The organism is Pseudomonas sp. H3_D04, assembly GCF_054669175.1.
In genome coordinates this window covers 2,331,964-2,356,391 of the sequence record NZ_CP162801.1, presented here as the reverse complement: position 1 = coordinate 2,356,391, position 24,428 = coordinate 2,331,964, and the positions used below count along the sequence as shown (strand labels likewise).

The window sequence follows — 24,428 nt, the reverse complement described above, 5'->3', positions numbered from 1 at the left end:
CTCGTTTGTCTTTTAACCTCACAACGCCTGATAAAAAAAAGAGAACCCAGTGAAAACAACTTATTCGCTTGAACAACTCTTGCCTTATATAAGGCAACACTCAAACTTCTATCGCAAACACCTGCAACACTTACCGGCAGAAGGTATTACATTAAAAGACCTGCCACTGACCAATGTGGCCGACTATTGGGCGGACAGTAACGACCTGAATCATTGGCCTGTGCTGACCGGCAACATCGAAGACGCGCTGGTGTTTAAAACCGGCGGATCCACCAGTCAGGGCAAACTGACGGTTTACTCGACCCGCGAGTGGCAAGCCTTGGTCAGTACGTTTGGAAACAGTGTTTCCTCTCAACTGAAGGACGGTGACAGGGTTGCCAACCTGTTCTTTTCCGGCGATCTCTACGCCAGTTTTCTGTTCATCCACGACTCGCTGGCGCACGTCAAAAGGTCCATCTGTGAGTTTCCGTTCACCGGCGAAGTCAGCATGGATGTCCTGGCGGATGCGCTGGATCAGCACCGGATCAACGTGCTGGTGGGTGTGCCGGCGCAGTTGTTGAAATTCGCCGCGTACCTGAATCAGCATCAGCGGGTGCTGTGTGGGGTTGATACGTTGCTGTACGGCGGCGAAAGCCTGTTCGGCCCGCAATTGGCCATCCTCACCCAGGTATTTCCCAACGTGCGCATCGCCTCAATCGGCTACGCCAGTGTCGATGCGGGCCTGATCGGCGCGACAAGCCGCGACTGCGCCTTGGGCGAGCATCGGGTATTTGAACCCCAGACCCTGCTGGAAATCGTCGACGAACTGACCGGTGAAGTCATTGAACAATGCGACCACACCGGATTATTGCTGGTGACCAACCTGACCCGCCAACTCATGCCGCTGCTGCGATATCCGGTAGGCGACCGCGCCTGCTGGCGTGAGCCCGCCAACACCCCGATGCGCAAATTCGCCCTCAAGGGGCGTAGCGCCCATAGTCAGCGGGTTCGTGTGGGGTCGGCGTCGTTGTTGATCGACGAAATGCGACAGATCGTCCAGCGCGTTGCTGGCACCGACCAATGGCAATTGCGCATCGAACATGACGGCTACAAGGACATCGTCAGTGTGACATGGGTGCCTGACGCAAACGCCGTGGCCACCGCCCCACGATGCCTGGCATTGTATGAAGCCCTTATGGCCCATTACCCCGCGCTCGAGCATCTGAATCGCGAAGGGCTGCTGGAGTTGCGAGTGCTGTCCTGCAACGTCACCGACCTGAAGCTTCACCCTCGTTCCGGCAAACAGATGCGGGTCCTGGATTTGCGCCCCTATGACGCGCCATCGCTGGAGACTGCGTGATGTCTCATCTGATTTTTCGACGCTACCGCCCTTCCGACGCCCGCGCCGTGAGCCAGTTGTTTCGCGAGGTTTATGGCGATCATTACGTTCAACCGGATGTTTACCTGCCGCACATGATCAGCCAGCACACCGCCGAGGGTCGCTGGAAATCGATGCTGGCGGTGGATGATGTACGCGTTCTGGGGCATGCCGCGTTATGCCACGAATCGTCCCCGCAGAGCGCGGAACTGGCTCTCAGCGTGGTGCATCCCGCGGCGCAGGGGCAAAGTATCGCGACACGTCTGGGCCGGGAGTTACTGTTGCAGGCCGGGGCACTGGGCTTTAAGAGCGTCCTGATCAAGCAAGTGACCCACCATCCGTACACGCAACGCATGGCCGCAAACATCGGTTTCCACAGCACGGGAGTGCTGCCCGACTACGTTCCTTCGCCCTTCGCCGAACCGCACCCGGAAACCATTGTGATGGGCTGCCACGTGGTCGAAGGGCAGGCGCGTCCTCTTCCCGACATTCCCTGGCCCGAACGCTACCGGGGGTTTATGCAGCACCTGAGTTCGCTGTTCGGAACCCATCCAGAAATGCCCCCACAACCTTCGATACCCTTGCAGATCAAGCAGCACCATCACCGCTTCGACATGGTCATTCACCGTCTGACCAAACGTCTGCTCGACCAGATCCGGCAATTGCCCGGTCACTGGATGATCTCGACCCGACTTGCGCTGTCGCGACACTTCGCCGAAGACTTGCGCAGTTTGACGACGCTTGGCTTCTCGTTTACCGGGTTGATGCCCGCTCCCGGCAGTCATGGATGGTTTGCCCTGTTTCATCGAGGGGCGCGGCCTCGGTCCCTCAATCTGCATTGCCCCTACATGCAACAGTTGCACGACGATTTGCAGCAAAACACCGAAGCACTGGGCAGCGCTCGCTCAGCCGCTTGAGTCTTTTCGGTAAAACTCATTGCCCGGCTGCGCGCAAAGCTCCACCAGCCAGTCGACAAACACCCTCACCCGCCGGGACAACTGGCGGTGTGGGGGATAGAGCGCCGTCAACGGCATCCCGGGGGGCGGCGTCGCGTTCAATACTTCGCACAAACGCCCTTCCTTCAATTGGCGGGCGACGTGGTAGTACGGCGTCTGGATCAGTCCGTAACCCGCCTCACAAGCAGCCAGGTACCCGTCGGCACTGTTGACCGACACGTGCTTGGGCAGGTCAATCAACCGGAGTTGATCATCGACCATGAATTCCAGCCCGAACCGCTTGCCGGTGGTGCCGGAGAAATACTCCACCATCTGATGGCGCTCAAGATCAGCCAGATTGTGCGGGGTTCCATGACGCGCCAGGTACTCGGCGCTGGCGCAGGTGATCTGGTCGAGCATGACCAGCGGCCGCGCCACCAGTGACTCATCCAGCGCCGCCCCGCCGCGCAGCACACAATCGACGCCTTCACGAATCAGGTCGACAGGTCGGTCATTCAAACCGATTTCCAGTTCGATCAACGGATAGCGGCGGGTGAACTGCGGCAATGCCGGAATCACGATCAGGCGCCCGATCCCGGACGGCATGTCCACTCGCAGCAAGCCTTTGGGGTTGTGGCGGGCGGCGGAAAACACCGCTTCGGTTTCCTCCAGATCGGCCAGCAAGCGCACGCAACGGGGGTAATAGGCTGCGCCATCGAGGGTCAGGCTGATCTGCCGCGTGGTCCGTTGCAGCAGTTGCACGCCAAGGTGAGCCTCAAGTTGCTTGATCAGGATGGTCACCGACGCGCGGGGCAATTGCAGGCTGTCCGCCGCTTTGGCAAAGCCGCCCAGCTCGACGATTCGGGTGAACACGCGCATGGCGTTAAAACGGTCCATTTGTCAGGCGATCCGGTCGATTATTTAGAAATTGCGAACAGTGATAGCAGTTGTAGCCGGTTTATCTTGTTTCTGTCGAGGTCAACACTGGAGGCTTACACCACAGGGAGTTCATTTCATGCAAACACGTCAATTGGGCAAAAACGGCCCACAGGTTTCTGCCATCGGTTTGGGCTGCATGGGCATGACCGATTTCTATACGACCGGTGTCGATACCCGTGAAGCCACCGCCACCCTGCATCGGGCGCTGGAGTTGGGGATCGACCTGCTCGACACCGCAGACATGTACGGCCCGCACACCAACGAAGAGTTGATCGGCAAGGCCATCGTCGGTAAACGCGAGCAGGTGTTCCTGGCCAGCAAGTTCGGCATTGTCCGCGATCCGTCCAATCCCGGCGCCCGGGGCGTCAACGGCCGACCGGACTACATTCGCACGTCTATCGACGGCACGCTCAAACGACTGGGCGTTGAAACCCTGGATTTGTACTACCAGCACCGGATCGATCCGCAGGTGGCCATTGAGGAAACCGTCGGCGCCATGGCCGAGTTGGTCAAAGTCGGCAAGGTGCGTTATCTGGGCTTGAGTGAGGCGTCAGTGGCCACGCTGGAACGGGCACACAAGGTTCATCCGATCAGCGCCCTGCAAAGTGAGTATTCGCTGTGGAGCCGTGACCAGGAAGAGAACGGTTGCCTGGCTGCGTGCCAGCGTCTGGGCATTGCGTTCGTCCCTTACAGCCCATTGGGTCGTGGCTTTCTGACGGGGGCACTGAAAAGCCCGGATGACTTTGCCGCCGACGATTACCGGCGCTTCAGCCCGCGCTTTGAAGGGGAAAATTTCGCGAAAAACCTGTTGCTGGTGCAGCAGGTACAAGCCTTGGCAGCCGACAAAGGGGTGACGGCGGGCCAATTGGCGCTGGCCTGGGTGCTGGCGCAAGGTGACTACCTGATCCCGATTCCCGGGACCAAACAGCGTAAATACCTTGAAGAAAACGTTGGCGCACTGGAGGTGAAACTCAGCGACCACGACTTGCATGCCCTGGAAGCGATTTTCCCGGCCAATGCCACCGCAGGCTTGCGCTATCCAGAGGAAGTCATGAAATTACTTGATCGGTAACCAACGCCAGGCCCATTCGGTCTGAGTGGGCCGGCACTGCGAACATCAAGCCTTGGATCTGACGCCACCGTCGGTAGCAGGCACCGTTGTACCGTTGCCCTTGCCGTAAGCCTGCAGGTTCTGCAGCACATAAATCGCCGTCTTGTATTCCGGAATCAGGCCGGCGGCGTATCTGTCGCCCTTGATGCTGTTGTTCTGGATGGTGTCCAGTTGCGTAGCGAAATACTCCAGCGCATTGAATTTTGCATCCGGGTCTTTCTGAATACCAAACCGGTCGAATTTGTCACCGGCGTTCATCAACGTCATCGACGTGATATCGGAGATCAATCCCTTGCCTCGCAAAAAGGCGCTGAGATTGCCCAGCTGTTTGGCGGAGACATTTTCCGGGTCAAAGCCTTTCACGTTCCGATGGATTTTCTGCTCATCCATTTTCGCCGTGTTCAGCGCGTTTGGATTGGTCCCCACCAGTGCCAGCATCTGCTTGACCCTGGCGCTGTGGGTGACAGGTTTGCCCCCGCCCGTATCCTGAACCAGCAACCCTGCCTTGGGAGTCCAGGCCCCTGTGTAGCCGATAGTCATGAATGAACTCCCGACTGCGTGACCATAAAAAATTCCTTGTTAAGTCCAGTTTTAGAGCCGCCGAGTATCGGCCTGGCAACTAGCCATACCAACAACTTTTTTCCAGTTTTTACAATTTTTGTACATGTTAGATACAAAGCACCAAGCGCCTTGTTTCATTGGTCTACACATTCTTTTCAAAAGAGGTCTAGCCAACTAATCAGCCTCTTGTACGTCTTGGTTAGTTTATTTGTATCAACATCGACACTGTCCGGCCCTTGACCGCTCGTCACCCCACCCCTTTCTAGCACGTCCGTACCTAAAGCTCGTCCCTTGCAAGCCGATAGCTCTTCGAAGCGCCGATTTTCATTCCGAAAACCACAATAAGAACGCTGCACAAGGACCGGTCCCATGCCCGCATTCCGCACCATCCAGGCTCGTTACACGCTGTTTCTGGTCCTGTTCATCCTGCTGTTGTTCGTCCTCACGGTGGTCGGCATCAGCCAGTTGGTCGCCCCCAAGCTTCGTCACACCGAAGAACAGGTGGCCCTCAACCGCATCGCCGAAGTGGCCGAGCAAATCCAGGGCGAACTGAACAAGGTTCAGGCGCAACAGCGCAGCATCACCCAGACCATTCCGTTGCTCGACAGCGCCGCCATCGACACGGTGCTGCCAGGCCTGGTCGATCAATACGGCGAGTTGAAAGTGTTCGGAGGCGGTATCTGGCCGTTACCCGGCCAGCGTGAGGCCGGGCGTAACAAGTTCAGCACCTTCTGGCACCGCGACGCCTCGGGCAAGCTGGCGGTCAATACGTTCTGGAACAGTGACGCCGCTCCCAACTATTACGACCAGACCTGGTACAAGGGCGGCATGCAAACCCCGCGCGGCCAATGCGCCTGGGCCGCGGCCTATAAAGATGACGCCAGCGCCGAGCCACGGACCAACTGCGCCATGGCCATTCAGAAAAATGGCGCGGCGTATGGCGTCTCGACTATCGACGTGACGCTGGGCTTCTTCAATGACTTGATCGCCCGCAAGGAAAAAGACCTCGGCGCCGAAATGCTGATCGTCGAAGCCGACGGCAAGATCATCAGCAACAGCTCGCGGATCAGTGGGCCAATCGTGCTGAAGAACATCAGTGAGCTGGCCGGCAACTCGCCGTTCGCCAGTCAAGTGAAGGCCGGCCTGCAAAACCGTGATCAGTCGCAGCGGGTCGAGTTCGACAACAACGGTGAAGCCAACACCTTCTTCATGCGCCCGATCGAAGGCACCCCGTGGTTCCTCGCCACGGCCCTGCCGACCTCGCTGATCACCGCCCAGCGTGACGATGTGCTCAGTACCTTGAGCCTGCTGCAAATCCCGATGGTGATTCTGCTGGTGTTGCTGCAGATCTATGCGATTCGCCAACTGATCCAGCGGATGAAAATCCTCAAAGCCAACATTGATGCCCTGTCCGCGGGCGATGCCGACCTGACCAAGCGCATCACTATCCGCGCCGAAGACGAACTGGGCGCCATCGGGCACTCGGTCAACGCCTTCATCATTTATTTGCAGAACATGATCGGCGAAGTCACCCAGGCCACCGGTGCCATGGCCTCCAGCCTGGACAACCTGCAGCGGACTTCCGCCCACACCAGTCAGATTCTGGTGCGCCATGCGTCTGAAACGGATCAGACGGTCACGGCGATTACCGAGATGAGTTCGACCGCCGAAAGCGTAGCGCAGAACGCCGCTGAAACGGCGGCCTTCACCCAGCGCGCCAACGAGAACGCCGATCGTTCACGGGTCGTGGTCGGTGAAGCGTCCAGCAGCGTGATCGCCTTGATCGACGAAGTGGCGAGCGCCACCCATAAGGTCGAAAGCATGCAGGAAGACGCGCAACGCATCACCGAAATCCTCGGGGTGATTGGCGCGATTGCCGGGCAGACCAACTTACTGGCGCTCAACGCCGCGATCGAAGCGGCCCGGGCCGGTGAGCAAGGTCGCGGTTTCGCGGTCGTCGCCGATGAAGTCCGCGCCCTCGCCGCCCGCACGCAAGCCAGCACTTCGCAAATCAATGAAATGCTCAAGCGCCTGACCCAAGGCGTGAGTTCGTCTGTAACTGCGATGGAAAATACCCAGGCCAGTTGCCAGTCTGCCGCCGACGCCACGGCGCGGGTCAACACGGGCCTGGATGAAATGGCCGGCTCGGTCAGCCACATCAACAGCCTGAGTACGCAGATCGCCACCGCCGCCGAGCAGCAAAGCGCGGTGACCGAAGAGATCAACCGCAGCATGGTGCAGATCCGTCACATGGTGGATGAGCTGGTGAAAAGCGGCCAGGCCAGCGAGCTTAATACCCAACAACTGCTGCAAGCCAACGCGCGAGTCAGCTCGATCATGGGGCGGTTCAAGGTTCGTTGATCGCTGCTGAATTACACATGCTCCCTGTGGCCGGGGAGTTGGGTCTGGTGAGGATCTTTGTGGTGAGGGGGCGTGCCCCCTCGCCACGACAGCTTGGCGTACCTGTATTACTTCGAAACAACCTCGTATCTCTTCCCGGCAAAAAATGGTCAAAATGCATCTTTTTGGCCGCAACCCGAGACGAGATCCCCCATGCGAATCCACCTGCGTCTGGTCGCCCTGAGCGCCCTTTTTATCTCCTCCATGGCCCAGGCCGCCGACCTGGTCCCGATCGAAGTCCACCGTGACGCCAACTGCGGCTGCTGCAAAAAATGGATCAGCCACCTCGAGGCCAACGGCTTCAAGGTTGAAGACCACGTCGAATCCAACATGAGCGAATTCAAGCAGCAGCACGGCGTGCCTCCACGCCTGGCGTCCTGCCACACCGGCCTGATCAACGGCAAATTCGTCGAAGGCCATGTGCCTGCGGATCAAGTCCTGGCCTTGAGCAAACGCAATGACCTGCTGGGTGTTGCGGCACCGGGCATGCCTATGGGTTCGCCGGGCATGGAAATGGACGGCATGAGCGATGCCTATCAAGTGATCGGCCTGAAAAAGGACGGCACTGATGTGGTGGTGGCGGACTACCCGGCCCATTGATGGGTGGCGCCTACATCGGGCTGTTCTTCGCGGCGTTCGGTGCCGCGACCTTGCTGCCGTTGCAGTCCGAAGCGCTGCTCGTGGGGCTGTTGCTCAGCGAACAGTATTGGCTATGGTTGCTGCTGGCCGTCGCGACGCTGGGTAATGTCCTCGGTTCGGTGGTGAATTGGTGGCTCGGCTGTCGCATCGAGCGGTTTCGCGACCGGCGCTGGTTTCCGGTCAGCCCGCGCCATCTGGAACAGGCCCGAAAACACTATCAACGCTATGGTCATTGGTCATTGCTGCTGAGTTGGGTGCCAATCATCGGTGACCCGCTGACGTTGGTGGCCGGCGTCATGCGCGAGCCGCTTGGGCGGTTCCTGCTGATCGTGACGCTCGCCAAAGGTGCTCGTTATGGCGTGCTGGCCCTGGCCACGCTCGGCTGGATCGGTTGAACGATCGGCGGCGGCGATTGCCTGTCTTTAATGTCGCCCTAATCATGCCGATCCAGCATCGGCGGGTTTTCTATGGAGTTCACCCATGTCCCTTCCCCTCTCCCGTTGGCTGCCCGGCCTGTTTCTGACCGCTGCACTGCCTGTTCTGGCTCACGCCGAAGGCCCGGAATACGGGCCGGAACTGCAAGGGTTCGAGTACCCGTATACGGTCAAGCACTTCTCGTTCGAGTCCCAAGGCAAATCCTTGCAGATGGGTTACATGGACGTCGCCGCCCACGGCAAGGCCAACGGGCGCAGCGTGGTGTTGATGCATGGCAAAAACTTCTGCGGCGCCACTTGGGACAGTTCGATCAAAGCCCTGAGCGAAGCCGGTTACCGGGTGATTGCGCCGGACCAGATTGGTTTCTGCACCTCCAGTAAACCCGACAACTATCAGTACACATTCCAGCAACTGGCGACCAATACCCAGCAACTGCTCAAAGCGCTTGGCATCCAGAAGTCCAGCGTGCTCGGGCACTCCACCGGCGGCATGCTCGCCACACGCTATGCGTTGCAATACCCCGATCAGGTCGAGCAACTGGCGCTGGTCAATCCCATTGGCCTGGAAGACTGGAAAGCCCTTGGCGTGCCCTATCGCACCGTCGATCAGTGGTACGAGCGCGAACTCAAGCTCAGCGCCGACGGCATCCGCACCTATGAACGCAACACCTATTACGGTGGCCGCTGGAAGCCTGAATTCGATCGCTGGGTCGATATGCTTGCCGGCTTGAACAAAGGCCCGGGGCACACACAGGTGGCCTGGAACTCGGCGTTGATCTACGACATGATCTTCACCCAGCCGGTGTACTACGAGTTCAAGGACCTGAAGATGCCGACGCTGTTGCTGATCGGCACGTCCGACACCACGGCCATCGGCAGTGACATTGCCTCCCCGGAGGTCAAGGCCAGGCTCGGTCATTACGACGTGCTCGGCAAGCAAGTGGCAAAGTTGATTCCGCAGTCCACACTGGTTGAATTCCCCGGCATGGGCCACGCGCCGCAGATGGAAGAACCGGCGAAATTCCACCAGGCATTGCTCGACTGGCTGAACAAAACCAATCCCGTGCGTTAATGAGGTAAGGCTGATGGCGGTGCAGATTGCGGTGATCGATGATTGGCAGGACGTGGCCCGTGACGTGGTCGACTGGTCAGTGCTGGACAGCCTCGGCGAGGTGAGTTTCATCCATGATTACCCCGCCGACAACGCAACCCTGGCGGAGCGTCTGGGTAAATTCGAAGTGATCTGCGTAATGCGCGAACGCACCCGCTTCGATGAAGATCTTCTGCGCCAATTGCCGACACTCAAGCTGCTGGTCACCGGTGGTATGCGTAATGCTGCGCTGGATCTCAAGGCCGCTGCGGCACTGGGTATCCAGGTCAGTGGCACCGACAGCTACAAACACGCCGCTCCAGAACTGACCTGGGCGTTGATAATGGCCGCGACCCGCAATCTCGTGGCCGAAGCCAATGCCTTGCGCGCCGGGAAATGGCAGCAAGGCCTGGGCGGTGACTTGCACGGCAAGACACTGGCGATCCTCGGCCTTGGCAGCATCGGCCAACGGGTCGCGCAGTTCGGTCAGGTGTTCGGGATGCGGGTGATCGCGTGGAGCGAAAACCTCACGGCCGAACGTGCCGCTGAAGTGGGCGTGACCTATGTCAGCAAGCAGGAACTGTTCGAGCAGGCCGATGTGCTGTCGGTTCATCTGGTGCTCAGTGATCGCAGCCGCGGATTGGTCGACGCCCAGGCGCTGGACTGGATGAAACCCTCGGCGCTGCTGGTCAACACCGCCCGCGGACCGATTGTCGATGAGGCTGCGCTGATCAAGGCCTTGCAAAAGAATCGACTCGCGGGGGCGGCACTGGATGTGTTCGACATCGAGCCATTGCCGGTGAATCATCCGTTCAGGACGCTGGACAACGTTTTGGCGACTCCGCATGTCGGGTACGTCAGCCAACAGAACTACCATCAGTTCTTTTCGCAAATGATCGAGGACATTCAAGCGTGGTCGGCGGGTGAGCCGATTCGCCTTCTGAGCTAGGACCGAAGCGCCGCTCTCGCACTCGATCGATGTTGGTCAATACTGAACGCGAAAACCACGTATCCTCTGCGCCCGTTTCACGTTCAACCTCGCGAGGGCAGTTTGTCTAAAGGTATCGCTTTATCGGTCTCGGCCTCGGTGCTGTTTGCCGTCATGTATTACTACACCTCGCTGCTCACCCCCTTGAGCGGCGTGGAGATTTTCGGCTGGCGCATGCTGCTGACCGTGCCGTGCATGACCGTGTTCATGATGGTTTCCGGCGAATGGAAACGCGTGGTCGAGATTTTTCGGCGTATCGCCGGGAATCGCAAACTGATCGCCGGCCTGATCGCCTCCTCTGCCCTGCTCGGCGTGCAGCTTTGGCTGTTCATGTGGGCGCCGCTCAACGGCTACAGCCTGGATGTGTCGCTCGGCTATTTTCTGTTGCCGCTGACCATGGTCCTGACCGGGCGGATCGCCTATGGCGAGCGCCTCTCGTATCTGCAAAAAATCGCCGTGGTGCTGGCCTGCCTTGGGGTGATCAACGAGGTGTATCAGGTCGGTGGTTTTTCCTGGGCAACCTTGCTGGTCTGCATCGGCTATCCCTTGTATTTCATCCTGCGCAAGCGCCTGGCCGCCGACAACCTTGGCGGTTTATGGCTGGACATGGCGTTGACGCTGCCGGTGGCGTTCTGGTTCGTGCAGAGTGGCGAACAGGGTTTCGGCGTGTTTGATCAACACCCGTGGTTGTCGCTGCTAATCCCGATACTCGGAGTGATCAGCGCGTCGGCGCTGGTGGTCTACATCATCGCCAGCCGGTTGTTGCCGTTCAGTCTGTTCGGGCTGTTGAGTTATGTAGAGCCGGTGTTGCTGCTGGGCGTTGCATTGCTGCTTGGGGAAAGCATCAAGCCCGGGGAATGGTTGACTTATATTCCGATCTGGCTGGCGGTGGTAGTGCTGGTGTTTGAAGGGTTCAAGCACCTGGTTCGGCATCGCAAACCTTAAGCCCTACACAAAACCAAATGCAGGAGTGAGCCTGCCCGCGATAGCTATCTGTCAGTCAACAATGATGTTGAATTTGACGACGCTATCGCGAGCAGGCTCACTCCTGCAGTTTTAACGGTGAAGCGGCTTAATCGGTGGCGAGTACACCGCGGCGAACCTGATCACGCTCGATCGATTCGAACAGTGCCTTGAAGTTGCCTTCGCCGAAACCGTCGTCGCCTTTACGCTGGATGAATTCGAAGAACACCGGCCCCATCAGGGTTTCCGAGAAAATCTGCAGCAACAGACGCTTGTCGCCCGACTCGGACGAACCGTCCAGCAGGATCCCACGCGATTGCAGCTGATCGACCGGCTCGCCGTGGTTCGGCAGGCGGCCTTCGAGCATTTCGTAGTAGGTTTCCGGTGGCGCGGTCATGAAGCGCATGCCGATGCTTTTCAGGTGATCCCAGGTCTTGATCAGGTCATCGCTGAGGAAGGCCACGTGCTGGATGCCCTCACCGTTGAACTGCATCAGGAACTCTTCGATCTGCCCGGCGCCCTTGGACGATTCTTCGTTCAGCGGGATGCGGATCATGCCGTCCGGCGCGGTCATGGCCTTGGAGGTCAGGCCGGTGTATTCGCCCTTGATGTCGAAGTAACGGATCTCACGGAAGTTGAACAGCTTCTCGTAGAAGTTGGCCCAATACGCCATGCGACCGCGATACACGTTGTGGGTCAGGTGATCGATGATTTTCAGACCGGCGCCGACCGGGTTGCGGTCAACACCTTCGATGAACACGAAGTCGATGTCGTAGATCGAGCTGCCTTCACCAAAACGGTCGATCAGGTACAGCGGCGCGCCGCCAATGCCTTTGATCGCCGGCAGGTTCAGTTCCATCGGCCCGGTTTCGATGTGGATCGGCTGGGCGCCGATTTCCAGCGCGCGCTTGTAGGCCAGTTGCGAATCCTTGACGCGGAACGCCATGCCGCACACCGACGGGCCGTGCTCGGCCGCGAAGTACGAAGCAACGCTGTGCGGTTCGTTGTTGAGGATCAGGTTGATCTGGCCCTGGCGATACAGGTGCACGTCTTTGGAGCGATGGGTCGCGACCTTGGTGAAGCCCATGATCTCGAAGATCGGCTCCAGGGTGTTCGGGGTCGGCGATGCGAACTCGATGAACTCAAAGCCCATCAGGCCCATTGGGTTTTCGTATAAATCTGCCATTTTGGCGCCTCATCATTTTTTAGAATTAACGGAACGTTAGTTGCTAAGAATGCTGAAGCCGGCGGGTGGCGCGCAGGAGATGCCCCGCACGCTGCGGGCGAGGAAGTCACCGTAGATCAATTGAAACCCAAAACTTTTCATTGTCGACCCAAGGCTGATGCGGGCGAGGCTTCTGCTGGCAGAAGACGATTATTATTGTATGCGTAACCCGATTCTACACAGCGTAAATAGGTTTGTCCGCCTTCTGTATCAAATCCCCTTTTTCCCTGCTCGCGCAAGGGGTTTGTTGCACAGGAAAATCCCCGCAAGAATCAGCCCGCCTCCCAGGCACATCGTCAGCGTCAACTGCTCGCCCAACAGTAACGCGCCGAGGATCACCGCCGTCAGCGGATTCAGGGCAATGAACACCCCCGAACGTGTCGCGCCGATTTGGCGAATGCCATCGTAATAGCCGATGTAGGCCAGCGCCGAGCCCAATACACCCAGGTACATAAGGCTCATCCATTGCTGCGGACCGAGGCTGATGAGCGCGCTGACACTCAGTTCACCCCGTATCGCACTTGCCACCCACAGCATCAGGGTGCCGAGCAGAATCGAATACGCCACCGTCTGCACCGGCCCCAGCGAGTGGTTCAGTTCTTTGGAGAACAGCGAGTAAATCCCCCAGCCGAGCACGCAGCCGAAAATCAGCAGGTCACCGATCCACGCGTCGGCGTTGTCGACCAGTAAATGCGGGTTGCGACTGACGATCACCAGACTCGCCCCGGCGATACAGATCGCGATCCCGATAACCTTCGCCCGACTCAAGCGCTCCTTGAACAGCAGCCACGACGCCAGTCCGATCACGGCGGGATTCAGCGCCACAATCAATGACGCACGCGATGCATTGATGTAATGCAGTCCATAAAAGAAGCACAGGTTGTAGAAGAAGATGCCGAAGAACCCCAGCAGCGCCAGTTGCAGCCACTGCCCGGGGCTCGGTTTCGCCAGTGGTACGCGGGCCAGCAGCAAAAACAGCAGCAATGCCACGCTGGCCAGGAGGAATCTGAGGCTGGCGGCGAACAATGGGCTGAGGCTGTCCGCGAGAAACCGGCCAGCCACGAACGTCCCGCCCCAGATCATGGTGACGGCGGCGAGTTTCAAATAAACCGGCACATCCGATGAGGTTGTTTGCGCGTAAGCATTCATGAGGTGCAAGGACTTCAGTCAGGGAAGATGACGTATCATTCGACTAATGCATGATCATCGTAAAATGAGTAAAGACTCATGACCCTGACACAACTCGAGATTTTTTCGCTGGTCGCCGAACTGCGCGGGTTCACGGCGGCGGCCAATCGGCTGGGGATCTCCCAATCGGCGGTGTCGCATGCCTTGAAGTCGCTGGAACAGGAATTGGGTGTCGAGTTGTTCCGGCGCCACCAGTCCCAAGTCGAGCCGAGCGACATCGGTCTACAGCTCTTGTCGCGCGCCCGGGCCATGCTCGGGTTGGCCGACACCTTGCGCCAGGAAGCCGCCGACGCTCGCGGGATGAAGCGCGGCACCCTGCGCATCGGCTCGTTCGGCCCCACCTCATCGATCAAACTGCTGCCACAGATCCTGGCGCACTACCGCGCCGCTCACCCCGGTATCGAAGTGCACATCGACGAAGGTCCGGACCGGCAGATTATCCAGTGGCTGGAAGAACGACGAATCGATATCGGTTTCGTGGTGCTGCCCGAAGATCGCTTCGATACCTTCAGGCTGATCGAAGACCGGATGGTCGCGCTGTTGCCCTCCGATCACCCGCTGACCGGTCGCGACAGCCTGAGTTTGAGCGACTTGTGTCACGACCCGTTCGTGCTGACCGAAGCCGGGTCTTCGGAGCTGGTTTCACGGCTGTTCACGGCTGCCCGGCTGACACCGAACATCCGTTATCGCTGCTCGCAGCTGCTCAGCACCCTCGACACGGTAGGCCGAGGCGATGCCGTGACCGTGGTCGCCGAAGGTTCGTTGCCCGACGACAACGACAGCCGCTACGTGAAAAAACCGCTGTCTCCATCCGTCAATCGGCAGGTAGGTCTGGCGGTGCTCGACCAGCGTCAGTCGTCGCCCGCAACGCTGGCGTTTATCCAAATGGCTACAAACCTTGACTATCGTTGACCGGCATAAGTACCGACAGCCATCTATCATGCCCACTACCTGAACTCTTTTTTGGGAGGCGTGCCGTTGTCCTCCCTGCATTTGAGAGCCGTATCCCTTCGTCACAGGCTTTGTGAATGCCACTAAACGCCAAGACCCACAAACGCGGCAAACGAATGGCTGTGACCGTTTTGAGCGGGGTACTCCCGGTGCTGTTGGGGGTTGTCATTCTCTATATGCAGGCCGAGCGTGCGCTCAAGCAGAGCACCGAGCTGACGGCCGAAGAAGCCATCCGCCAATTCGAACTGATGCTCGACCGTAACGCCCAGGCGGCACGAGAACTGCTGCCGCTGGCCGGCCAAAGCTGCAAAGACGTCAAATTGGCCCTGCGTGAACAGGTCACCCGCGGTCCATTCGTGCGCGCGACGAATCTGGTGTGGGACGACAGCATTTATTGCAGTTCTTTGTTCGGTGACTACCACGAACAGCTCAGTGCCGGCGACTACTCCAAAGGCCGGTTGCTACTGATGAAAGGCAACCTGGTCACGCCTGACACTGCGATACTGGTGTATCGACTGGGCGAAGGAAAACAGGGAGCTTTAAGTACGCTGGACGGTTATCACCTGAGCAACGTGCTGCGCATGATTGGTCGCAAGACGATCCTGTTGCTGCAAGTCGGTCCCAACTGGTTATCCGCCGACGGCAAGGTTCACGATGTCGCCCTTCCCGTCCCGCCCGTAGCCGAAAGCAAACTGACGTCCACGCGTTATGGTTTTACGGTCGCAGCCGGTTTCCCCGAGGGTGAAACCTGGCGCTACATGAACAGCGAGTACCCACCGCTGTTCAGTTTGCTGATCTTCTTCGGCGTGGTCTCGGGCGCAATCGGACATGTCCTGCAAAAACGCTCGTCGTCCCCCAGCCATGAAATGCAGCGTGCGCTGGAGGCCGGTGAGTTTGTTCCGTACTTTCAGCCCGTGGTGCATGGCGATACTAAAACCTGGTCCGGCGCCGAGGTGTTGATGCGCTGGAATCACCCGAAGGAAGGCCTGGTACGCCCGGACCTGTTCATTCCTTTTGCCGAGCATTCCGGGTTGATCGTGCCAATGACCCGCTCGTTGATGCGACACACCGCGGCGCTGTTGGCGCCTGCCGCTGCTTCGTTCGATGGGCCATTTCACATTGGCATCAACATCACCGCCAGTCATTGCAAGGACTTGGACCTGGTCGAAGACTGCCGGGAGTTTCTCAGTGCCTTCGCACCAGGGGCCATCCACCTGGTGCTGGAATTGACCGAGCGCGAACTGATTGAACCAACGGCCATTACGCACCTGCTGTTCGAGCGGCTTCGCACCTTGGGCGTAATGATCGCTATCGATGACTTTGGCACAGGTCACTCAAGCCTCGGTTATCTGCGTCAGTTCAATGTGGACTTTCTGAAAATCGATCAGAGTTTTGTCGCGATGATCGGCGTTGACGCGCTTTCCCGGCACATTCTGGACAGCATTATCGAATTGTCGGCCAAGCTTGATCTGGGCATCGTCGCCGAAGGCGTGGAAACCGAGGAGCAAAGTGACTATCTGGCCGCACACGGCGTGAACTTTCTGCAAGGTTATTTGTTCGGTCGACCGATGCCAGGAGCCGAATTCATTAATGCATTAAGGCACCATTAACCTGCGGTTTAAGCGACGAGGCAACGAAGCAGCGCACCAAATTGAATCAAAAGACTACTGTAGTTACATGAAGAAAAAGACAGGATTTACTCTTGGCCAATTAACTACTACAATTTTTCATGCCTGCGCAAGATTGGCAGGTGAGCCACTATCACCGAGTCGCTTCAAGGCTCTTGGCTTATAGCTTTGTTTGCGGTTGGTATCAGCCAAACACACTATTGGAGTAATGAATTTGTCCAGACTCGCTGAATTTCGTGCCGCTGAAAAGGCCCTTCAAGAACAGCTCAAGCAGCTGGAATCGCTGAAGAATGATGCCGGGCTCAAGAAAGAAATCGAATTCGAAGAAAAGCTCCAGGGGCTGATGAAAACCTACGGCAAAAGCCTGCGCGACATCATCGCCATCCTCGATCCGAACCCGGCAAAATCCGGTCTGCAGGCAGCAGCCCCTAAAACCCGTCGCGCCCGTGTGGTCAAGGTTTATCACAACCCGCATACCGGTGAGCTGATTGAAACCAAGGGCGGCAACCACCGTGGCCTGAAAGCCTGGAAGGAACAATACGGTGCCGCCACCGTAGATTCCTGGCTGCGAGGCTAAGCACTCGCGGTGATAAACAAGCCCTGCCAATGCAGGGCTTTTTTTATGGCCGGCCTCTCAATGCAACGAGGGGAGTCGTTCAACTCGCTACTTGCCGACTAAACTTTATGCTTAATCCGTTTGGGTATCTAAAGATTTCAGATCGCGCTGAAATCTGCAGTCACGCAAACCCGCAACTAAAGTTTCAAGCTGTTACGAGCCGCCGCAATTTCATCCTCACTTGCCTTATAAGCCTCGGCCTGCCCCGCGTAGGAAAGAACATAGGCCTTATCGGCATCCACCGCTGCGACCAATGTTTGCGACAGCACATGTCGACCATTCTGCGTAATCGTGCAGGTAGTTTCCAATCCCGATAAGCGGCTCAAGGTCGCCGGATGAATTTTGTTGCAGACACTTTGATAGCCGCCTTGAAAGAAGTCCTTCTGCACCGACTTGCGCATTTCCAGCAGCACACCCTCCAGATTGACCTGATGACCGCTTTCTACTTGAGTCATGGTCAATTCCATCACCATTACCGGCGTGCCGCCTTGGTCGACTTTCACCGCGCGCTGTCGGGAAACCCCTGGCTTGGCATTATCTTGCGGAACGGCTTCCACCTCCCAGCCCTTCGGCCAGGTCACCACCGGTGCATCCGCTTGAGCGCTGGCGACACCTGACAACAGGAAAAACAGGACCCACGTCGATTTACAGAATCGGATCATTGCAATGAGCACTCACGGATTGAACCGCAAAGTCTGAGCCTCACCCGTCCGTCAGGCAATAGCAGACTCTTAGCGTTTGGTGATGTCCCAGCCCTTGCGTATCATTGTCGCCATTCGTTAGCCCCACTTATTTTCCGGAGGGCCCATGAGCCTGCACGAATTGAACACTTTCCCCGGCGTGACCGCTCAACCTGACACCGCCACCCAGAAGTTCGTCTTCAACCACACCATGCTACGGGTCAAGGACATCACCAAGTCCCTGGATTTCTACACGCGCATCCTGGGTTTTTCGCTGGTGGAAAAGCGCGACTTCCCGGAAGCCGAGTTCAGTCTGTATTTCCTGGCGCTGGTTGATAAAAACCAGATTCCGGCCGACGCCGCCGCCCGTACCGAATGGATGAAATCGATCCCTGGCATTCTCGAACTGACCCACAACCACGGCACCGAGAACGACGCGGATTTCGCCTACCACAACGGCAACACCGACCCGCGCGGCTTCGGCCATATCTGCATCTCCGTGCCGGACATCCGTGCGGCGTGCGAACGTTTCGAAGCGCTGGGCTGCGATTTCCAGAAACGCCTGAACGACGGGCGCATGAAGAGCCTGGCCTTTATCAAAGACCCGGATGCGTACTGGGTCGAGATCATCCAACCGGCACCGATGTGAAAAATTCGCTGCCAAGCTCTGCGTGGAATTCAGCCCGGTAGGCGTTACCACGCAGAGCTTGGGAACGATCAGTATCACGCACACAAAAACCCCATGATCGCTCATGGGGTTTTGTGTTTCAGCGTTGGTGTTTAAGCCGGCGCGGAGGTGCGGATCAGGTGATCGAATGCGCTCAGCGAAGCCTTGGCGCCCTCGCCCACTGCAATCACGATCTGCTTGTACGGCACGGTGGTGACGTCACCGGCAGCGAACACGCCCGGCATCGACGTTTCACCACGGGCATCGACGATGATCTCGCCGCGAGGCGACAGCTCGATGGTGCCTTTGAGCCAATCGGTGTTGGGCAGCAAACCGATCTGCACGAAGATCCCTTCCAGCTCTACGTTACGCAGCTCGTCAGACTGACGATCCTTGTAACGCAGGCCATTGACCTTCTGACCGTCGCCCAACACTTCAGTGGTTTGCGCACTGGTGATCACAGTGACGTTCGGCAGGCTGTGCAACTTGCGTTGCAAGACCGCGTCAGCGCGCAGTTGTACATCGAACTCCAGCAACGTGACATGAGACACGATGCCCGCCAGATCGATGGCCGCTTCGACGCCGGAGTTACCGCCGCCAATCACCGCCACGCGCTTGCCTTTGAACAGCGGACCATCACAGTGCGGGCAGTACGCCACGCCTTTGTTGCGGTATTGCTGCTCGCCCGGGACGTTCATTTCACGCCACCGCGCACCGGTCGCGAGGATCACGGTCCTGGCTTTCAGGGTCGCGCCACTGGCGAAATGGACCTCGTGCAACTCACCGTTCTTGCCCGGCACCAGTTTGTCGGCGCGTTGCAGGTTCATGATATCGACGTCGTATTGCTTGACGTGTTCTTCCAGCGCTACTGCCAGTTTCGGGCCTTCGGTTTCCTGCACAGAGATGAAGTTCTCGATGGCCATGGTGTCGAGCACCTGCCCACCAAAACGCTCAGCCGCCACACCGGTGCGAATGCCTTTACGAGCAGCGTAGATCGCTGCCGAAGCACCTGCCGGGCCACCGCCGACGACCAATACGTCAAAGGCTTCCTTGGCGCTGATTTTCTCGGCCTGGCGCTCGATGCCGCTGGTGTCGATCTTGGCGAGGATTTCTTCCAGGCCCATGCGGCCCTGGCCGAAGTTCACGCCGTTGAGGTAAATGCTTGGCACGGCCATGATCTGACGATCATCGACTTCGGCCTGAAACAACGCGCCGTCGATGGCGACGTGGCGGATGTTCGGGTTCAGTACCGCCATCAGGTTCAGCGCCTGGACCACGTCCGGGCAGTTCTGGCAGGACAGCGAGAAGTAGGTCTCGAAGCTGAACTCGCCTTTGAGCGAACGGATCTGCTCGATCACTTCGACACTGGCCTTCGAAGGGTGGCCGCCCACTTGCAGCAAGGCCAACACCAACGAAGTGAATTCATGGCCCATCGGGATGCCGGCAAAACGCAGGCTGATATCGGCACCCGGGCGATTGATCGAGAACGATGGCTTGCGTGCATCGTCACCGTTATCTAACAACGTAATCTGGCTGGAAAGACTGGCAACGTCTTTCAGGAGTTCGAGCATTTCCTGGGATTTCGCACCGTCGTCGAGGGAAGCAATGATCTCGATCGGCTGGGTGACCCGTTCCAGGTACGATTTCAACTGGGCTTTAAGATTGGCGTCCAACATACGGGCGATTTCCTTTTACTTGAGACGAAAAAAAACGCCCGAGCGAATCTCGCCCGGGCGTTTTTGAGGGCGGTTGCAGCTTACTGAGGTGCGGAAACCCGCCCTGATAGTACTTTCACAGACTTAGATCTTGCCGACCAGGTCCAGGGACGGAGCCAGAGTGGCCTCGCCTTCTTTCCACTTGGCTGGGCAAACCTGGCCTGGGTGAGCAGCGACGTACTGGGCAGCCTTGATTTTGCGCAGCAGCTCGGAAGCGTCACGGCCAACGCCGCCATCGTTCAGTTCAACGATTTTGATCTGGCCTTCAGGGTTGATCACGAAGGTGCCACGGTCAGCCAGGCCAGCGTCTTCGATCAGCACGTCGAAGTTGCGGGAGATGGCGTGAGTCGGGTCGCCGATCATGGTGTACTGGATTTTGCCGATGGCTGGCGAAGTGTTGTGCCAGGCAGCGTGGGCAAAATGGGTGTCGGTGGAAACGCTGTAGATCTCGACGCCCAGTTTCTGGAACGCGTCGTAGTTGTCAGCCAGGTCTTCCAGTTCGGTCGGGCAAACGAAGGTGAAGTCGGCTGGGTAGAAGAACACGACAGACCACTTGCCTTTCAGGTCAGCGTCCGACACTTTTACGAAGTCGCCATTTTTGAAGGCGTCAGCTTTGAACGGTTTAACTTGGCTGTTGATGATAGGCATCGATGACTCTCCGTCAGGGTTGAAAAGTTTGGTTGAGAAGTTGATGGGGTGAATCCTACCCACTCGATCGCCGCCTGGCTCATTGGCAAAGCTCATGCTGCTGATTGGTTTTCGCTATTAGCGGACAGTATTAATAGAAGAAAACGGTATCTAGCTCACCAATGGCTTTTCAGCGACTCGGGCCATCCCGAGAAACGGGCTGACTTCAACATAGCGCATGGCTGACTTCACATCCTTCCAACCCACATAACTCATCAACGATTTCAGATCCCAACCACTCTGATGGGCCCAACTGGCAAAGCCGCGGCGCAGGGAATGGCTGGTGTAGTGGTCCGCCGAAATGCCGGCACGTTCCAAGGCCTGGCGCAACAAAGGGATCACGCTGTTGGCGTGCAAGCCCTCCTCGCTCAAGTGACCCCAGCGGTCGATTCCGCGAAACACCGGCCCGCGGACCAGCGCAGCTTCCGTGATCCATTGAATGTAGGCGTTCACTGGGCAGAGGCGCTGCAGGGCCGGGGTCTGGTAAGTCTTGCCGAGGTTCTCGCGATCGCTTTTGCTGCGCGGCAGGTAGAGGGTGATGCCTGAACTGGCGATCGCCTGCACGTGTTCGATTTGTACGCGGCACAATTCATCACTGCGAAAGCCACGCCAGAAGCCCAGCAAGATCAGCGCGGTGTCACGTTTGGCGCGAAGCAATCCTGGCTGATCGTTTTGCGCCTTGGCGGTTTTGGCCTCCTGTTCCAGCCATGCCACCACTTGCTCCAAATGCTGAAGCTGCAATGGCTCGGCCTGTTTCTCCTGGGCCGGGTGCAGCGCCCGTATGCCCTTGAAGACCTTGCGCACCACCGGCGACTTGGTGGGGTCGGCGAATCCCTGGCTGTTATGCCACTGCGCCAGCGCTGACAAACGCAACTTCAACGTATTGATCGACAGCACGCCCGCATGGGCCACCAGATAACGCGCCACGCTGTCGCTCGTCGCAGGCAGGAAACCACCCCAACTGACTTCGAAATGCTCGATGGCCGCCCGGTAGCTGCGACGCGTGTTGTCGCGGGTGGCGGCTTGCAGGTAGCGATCCAGGTCGGTCATGGGCTATCTCTCGAAAATGTACCGCTTTGGTGAAGTAAAACGTGTAACACGGCGTATCACGCGGGGTAATACCAGTATATCCCGCCTCAACAACTTACATTTTTTATCTTTTTGTTGATGATGGTACACTGCGTACTTTAGTGGCATGTACCACAGTACGAAATCGTAGGAGAAGAAATGGCTCGTGGCGGCGTAAACAAAGCGGTGGTGCAGGCGGCACGTTTGGCAATCCTTGCCCGTGGCGAAAACCCCAGCATCGATGCAGTACGGATCGAGATGGGCAATACCGGCTCAAAAACCACCATTCACCGCTATTTGAAGGAGCTGGACGACGGCAGCGAGCGCGCTGAAACGCCCTCTGAACCCATCGATGATGAGCTCGCAGGCTTGGTCGCGCGTCTGGCGCAGCGTCTCAAGGAGCAGGCGCAAGAGCCCATCGATCAGGCACGCACGCAATTCGATCAGCAACGGAAGGAACTGGAAATCCAGCTGACTGAAGCCCGGCAAGCCAACACTGAACTGCACCAGCAATACGAAATTCAAAGCCTGGCCCTGACTCAAGAATCCGAAGCGCTGCACGAAACCCGCGCCATGCTGCAGACCGAGCAAACCCGCAACGCCGGATTGAACCAGGCACTGGCCGATTTCGATTTACGCTTGCAAGACAAGGATGTGCAGATCCGCTCACTGGAAGAAAAGCACCTGCACGCACGCGATGCACTGGAACACTACCGCAACGCCATCAAGGAACAGCGCGAGCAGGAACAGAGCCGCCACGAAGGCCAGTTGCAACAGATTCAGATGGAATTGCGCCAGGCCCAGCAAAGCGCATTGGTGCGTCAGGACGAAATCACTCAATTGCACCGCGACAACGAGCGCCTGCTCACTGAGAACCGTGGAACGCTACGCGAACTTGGGCTGCTACAGGAGCAACTCAAACACACCCACAGCCGCCAGGATCAACTGCTGGAGCAGGTCAACCGCATCGACAGTGAGCGCACCCTCCTCCAGGAACGCTTGCGTGCCGCGCTGTTGGAAAGTCAGTCGCTCAAGCAAAGCGTCGACGAGCAGTCGCAGATAAACAAAGCGCTGGAAATCGATTTGCTCAAGACTCAGGCGAGCCTCGACGAAAGCCTGCGCCTGGCCGCTGTCATTGCAACAGCGCCAGACGCATCAGAGAGTGAAAAGAGCGATTAACCGGCAACCGGCGTGCGCATGGTGACGAACTCTTCGGCGGCAGTAGGATGCACGCCGATGGTTTCGTCGAAATCGCGCTTGGTCGCACCAGCCTTCAAGGCAATCGCCAAGCCCTGAACGATCTCACCGGCATCCGGCCCGACCATGTGGCAACCCAAAACCTTGTCGGTCTTGGCATCGACCACCAGCTTCATCAGCGTGCGCTCCTGGCACTCGGTCAGGGTCAGCTTCATCGGCCGGAAACGGCTTTCGAAAATCTGCACCTCGTGGCCAGCTTCGCGCGCATCTTCCTCGCTCAAGCCGACAGTGCCAATGTTTGGCAGGCTGAACACGGCGGTCGGGATCATCTTGTAATCCACTGGACGATATTGCTCAGGCTTGAACAAGCGACGCGCCACGGCCATGCCCTCAGCCAAAGCGACGGGGGTCAGCTGGACACGGCCGATCACATCGCCAAGCGCCAGAATCGACGGCTCCGCAGTCTGATACTGATCATCGACCGCGATGAAACCTTTCTTGTCGAGTTTGACGCCGGTATTTTCCAGCCCGAGGTTGTCGAGCATCGGCCGGCGACCGGTGGCGTAGAACACACAATCCGCTTCCAGCTCGCGACCATCCTTGAGCGTCACCTTCAGGCTGCCATCGGACTGTTTATCGATGCGCTCGATGTCGGCGTTGAATTGCAGGTTCATGCCGCGCTTGGTCAGCTCCTCCTGCAAATGCTTGCGTACCGCACCGTCGAAGCCGCGCAGGAACAGCTCGCCGCGATACAACAACGTAGTGTCGGCGCCCAGCCCGTGGAAGATCCCGGCGAATTCGACAGCGATGTAACCGCCGCCCACCACCAGAACGCGCTTGGGCAACTCTTTGAGGAAGAACGCCTGGTTGGAACTGATCGCGTGTTCATGCCCCGGAATCTCCGGGATCTGCGGCCAGCCACCGGTCGCAATCAGGATGTTTTTAGCGGTGTGACGCTCGCCATTGATTTCGACGGTGTTCGGGTCGACGATCTTGGCGTGGCCTTCATGCAAGGTCACACCGCTGTTGACCAGCAAGTTGCGGTAAATGCCATTCAGGCGATTGATCTCGCGATCCTTGTTGGCGATCAGCGTCGCCCAGTCAAACTTCGCTTCACCCAACGTCCAGCCAAAGCCCGAAGACTGCTCGAAGTCTTCAGCGAAGTGCGCGCCGTAGACCAGCAATTTCTTGGGCACGCAGCCGACGTTCACGCACGTACCACCCAGGTAACGACTTTCAGCCACAGCCACTTTCGCGCCAAAACTGGCAGCGAAACGCGCAGCCCGTACACCGCCGGAACCGGCGCCAATTACATAAAGGTCAAAATCGTAGGCCATTTTCAATCTCCTCGGCAGGCAACCAGCATACCCGCAGACGTCCGTTGGGCAA

22 protein-coding genes and 2 pseudogenes are annotated in these 24,428 nt (G+C 58.0%); 15 read left to right on the top strand and 9 right to left on the bottom strand.

Annotated features, from left to right (window positions below):
• The first annotated feature begins 49 nt into the window (after positions 1-49).
• Positions 50-1,339: a phenylacetate--CoA ligase family protein gene (locus tag AB4N91_RS11045; protein ID WP_460112437.1), complete on the top strand. Its 1,290-nt coding sequence runs from the start codon at positions 50-52 to the stop codon at positions 1,337-1,339.
• Complete coding sequence (locus AB4N91_RS11040) at positions 1,339-2,274, top strand: GNAT family N-acetyltransferase (RefSeq protein ID WP_010460676.1); 936 nt, start codon at positions 1,339-1,341, stop codon at positions 2,272-2,274. Before AB4N91_RS11045 ends, AB4N91_RS11040 begins: the two co-directional genes overlap by 1 nt.
• On the opposite strand, the gene AB4N91_RS11035 is transcribed toward AB4N91_RS11040, so the two are convergent.
• Positions 2,263-3,189, bottom strand: a complete 927-nt coding sequence (locus AB4N91_RS11035; RefSeq protein WP_154504821.1) for a LysR family transcriptional regulator — start codon at positions 3,187-3,189, stop codon at positions 2,263-2,265. The two genes, AB4N91_RS11040 and AB4N91_RS11035, sit on opposite strands and share 12 nt — an antisense overlap.
• A gap of 118 nt (positions 3,190-3,307) precedes the next feature.
• Between AB4N91_RS11035 and AB4N91_RS11030 the strand changes: the two genes are divergently transcribed.
• Positions 3,308-4,303, top strand: coding sequence for an aldo/keto reductase (locus tag AB4N91_RS11030; RefSeq protein WP_010460679.1), 996 nt, complete (start codon positions 3,308-3,310; stop codon positions 4,301-4,303).
• 45 nt (positions 4,304-4,348) lie between these two features.
• On the opposite strand, the gene AB4N91_RS11025 is transcribed toward AB4N91_RS11030, so the two are convergent.
• Positions 4,349-4,882, bottom strand: a complete 534-nt coding sequence (locus AB4N91_RS11025; protein ID WP_010460681.1) for a hypothetical protein — start codon at positions 4,880-4,882, stop codon at positions 4,349-4,351.
• Positions 4,883-5,272: 390 nt separating this feature from the next.
• Between AB4N91_RS11025 and AB4N91_RS11020 the strand changes: the two are divergent.
• The 7 genes and pseudogenes from AB4N91_RS11020 to rarD form a co-directional block, all read left to right on the top strand.
• Positions 5,273-6,352: pseudogene (locus AB4N91_RS11020) on the top strand (cache domain-containing protein); the annotation flags it as partial.
• A 387-nt stretch (positions 6,353-6,739) separates the two neighbouring features.
• Positions 6,740-7,264: pseudogene (locus AB4N91_RS11015) on the top strand (methyl-accepting chemotaxis protein); the annotation flags it as partial.
• A 192-nt stretch (positions 7,265-7,456) separates the two neighbouring features.
• Complete coding sequence (locus AB4N91_RS11010) at positions 7,457-7,903, top strand: DUF411 domain-containing protein (protein WP_010460685.1); 447 nt, start codon at positions 7,457-7,459, stop codon at positions 7,901-7,903.
• On the top strand, positions 7,903-8,337 hold the full coding sequence (locus AB4N91_RS11005) for a YqaA family protein (protein WP_077747751.1): 435 nt from the start codon (positions 7,903-7,905) through the stop codon (positions 8,335-8,337). Before AB4N91_RS11010 ends, AB4N91_RS11005 begins: the two co-directional genes overlap by 1 nt.
• An 85-nt stretch (positions 8,338-8,422) precedes the next feature.
• Positions 8,423-9,448: an alpha/beta fold hydrolase gene (locus tag AB4N91_RS11000; protein WP_083376640.1), complete on the top strand. Its 1,026-nt coding sequence runs from the start codon at positions 8,423-8,425 to the stop codon at positions 9,446-9,448.
• 13 nt (positions 9,449-9,461) lie between these two features.
• A complete protein-coding gene (locus AB4N91_RS10995; RefSeq protein ID WP_083376639.1) occupies positions 9,462-10,415 on the top strand; it encodes a D-2-hydroxyacid dehydrogenase family protein in 954 nt (317 codons plus the stop codon).
• A 102-nt stretch (positions 10,416-10,517) separates the two neighbouring features.
• On the top strand, positions 10,518-11,399 hold the full coding sequence (gene rarD / locus AB4N91_RS10990; protein WP_010460694.1) for an EamA family transporter RarD: 882 nt from the start codon (positions 10,518-10,520) through the stop codon (positions 11,397-11,399).
• 127 nt (positions 11,400-11,526) lie between these two features.
• Here rarD and hppD read toward each other — a convergent pair whose 3' ends face one another.
• A complete protein-coding gene (gene hppD, locus AB4N91_RS10985; RefSeq protein ID WP_010460695.1) occupies positions 11,527-12,603 on the bottom strand; it encodes a 4-hydroxyphenylpyruvate dioxygenase in 1,077 nt (358 codons plus the stop codon).
• Between the two features lie 249 nt (positions 12,604-12,852).
• Positions 12,853-13,791: a DMT family transporter gene (locus tag AB4N91_RS10980; RefSeq protein ID WP_460112436.1), complete on the bottom strand. Its 939-nt coding sequence runs from the start codon at positions 13,789-13,791 to the stop codon at positions 12,853-12,855.
• A gap of 78 nt (positions 13,792-13,869) precedes the next feature.
• Here AB4N91_RS10980 and AB4N91_RS10975 point away from each other — a divergent pair, with 78 nt between their 5' ends.
• From AB4N91_RS10975 to AB4N91_RS10965, 3 genes are all read left to right on the top strand, one after another.
• On the top strand, positions 13,870-14,742 hold the full coding sequence (locus tag AB4N91_RS10975; RefSeq protein ID WP_010460697.1) for a LysR family transcriptional regulator: 873 nt from the start codon (positions 13,870-13,872) through the stop codon (positions 14,740-14,742).
• Between the two features lie 116 nt (positions 14,743-14,858).
• Entirely contained in the window at positions 14,859-16,391 is a 1,533-nt protein-coding gene (locus AB4N91_RS10970) for an EAL domain-containing protein (RefSeq protein WP_460112435.1), read from the top strand.
• A 232-nt stretch (positions 16,392-16,623) separates the two neighbouring features.
• On the top strand, positions 16,624-16,986 hold the full coding sequence (locus AB4N91_RS10965) for a histone-like nucleoid-structuring protein, MvaT/MvaU family (RefSeq protein WP_077747869.1): 363 nt from the start codon (positions 16,624-16,626) through the stop codon (positions 16,984-16,986).
• Positions 16,987-17,162: 176 nt separating this feature from the next.
• Here the strand turns inward: AB4N91_RS10965 and AB4N91_RS10960 are convergent, their stop codons facing one another.
• Positions 17,163-17,687 carry a DUF4946 domain-containing protein gene (locus AB4N91_RS10960; RefSeq protein WP_460112434.1) on the bottom strand — a complete coding sequence of 175 codons (525 nt, stop codon included), beginning with the start codon at positions 17,685-17,687 and terminating at the stop codon, positions 17,163-17,165.
• A 145-nt stretch (positions 17,688-17,832) separates the two neighbouring features.
• On the opposite strand from AB4N91_RS10960, the gene gloA reads away from it, so the two are divergent.
• Positions 17,833-18,354, top strand: a complete 522-nt coding sequence (gene gloA / locus AB4N91_RS10955) for a lactoylglutathione lyase (RefSeq protein WP_010460703.1) — start codon at positions 17,833-17,835, stop codon at positions 18,352-18,354.
• A gap of 131 nt (positions 18,355-18,485) precedes the next feature.
• On the opposite strand, the gene ahpF is transcribed toward gloA, so the two are convergent.
• The 3 genes from ahpF to AB4N91_RS10940 form a co-directional block, all read right to left on the bottom strand.
• Entirely contained in the window at positions 18,486-20,048 is a 1,563-nt protein-coding gene (ahpF, locus tag AB4N91_RS10950; protein ID WP_077747745.1) for an alkyl hydroperoxide reductase subunit F, read from the bottom strand.
• 123 nt (positions 20,049-20,171) lie between these two features.
• Entirely contained in the window at positions 20,172-20,735 is a 564-nt protein-coding gene (gene ahpC, locus AB4N91_RS10945) for an alkyl hydroperoxide reductase subunit C (protein ID WP_010460707.1), read from the bottom strand.
• Between the two features lie 150 nt (positions 20,736-20,885).
• Positions 20,886-21,824, bottom strand: a complete 939-nt coding sequence (locus AB4N91_RS10940) for a site-specific integrase (RefSeq protein ID WP_282410049.1) — start codon at positions 21,822-21,824, stop codon at positions 20,886-20,888.
• Positions 21,825-22,001: 177 nt separating this feature from the next.
• Here AB4N91_RS10940 and AB4N91_RS10935 point away from each other — a divergent pair, with 177 nt between their 5' ends.
• Entirely contained in the window at positions 22,002-23,021 is a 1,020-nt protein-coding gene (locus AB4N91_RS10935; protein WP_083376634.1) for a DNA-binding protein, read from the top strand.
• Here AB4N91_RS10935 and gorA read toward each other — a convergent pair.
• The gene (gorA, locus tag AB4N91_RS10930) at positions 23,018-24,376 is read right to left on the bottom strand and encodes a glutathione-disulfide reductase (protein WP_460112433.1); all 1,359 of its coding nucleotides are present in this window, start codon (positions 24,374-24,376) and stop codon (positions 23,018-23,020) included. The two genes, AB4N91_RS10935 and gorA, sit on opposite strands and share 4 nt — an antisense overlap.
• Positions 24,377-24,428: the final 52 nt, after the last annotated feature.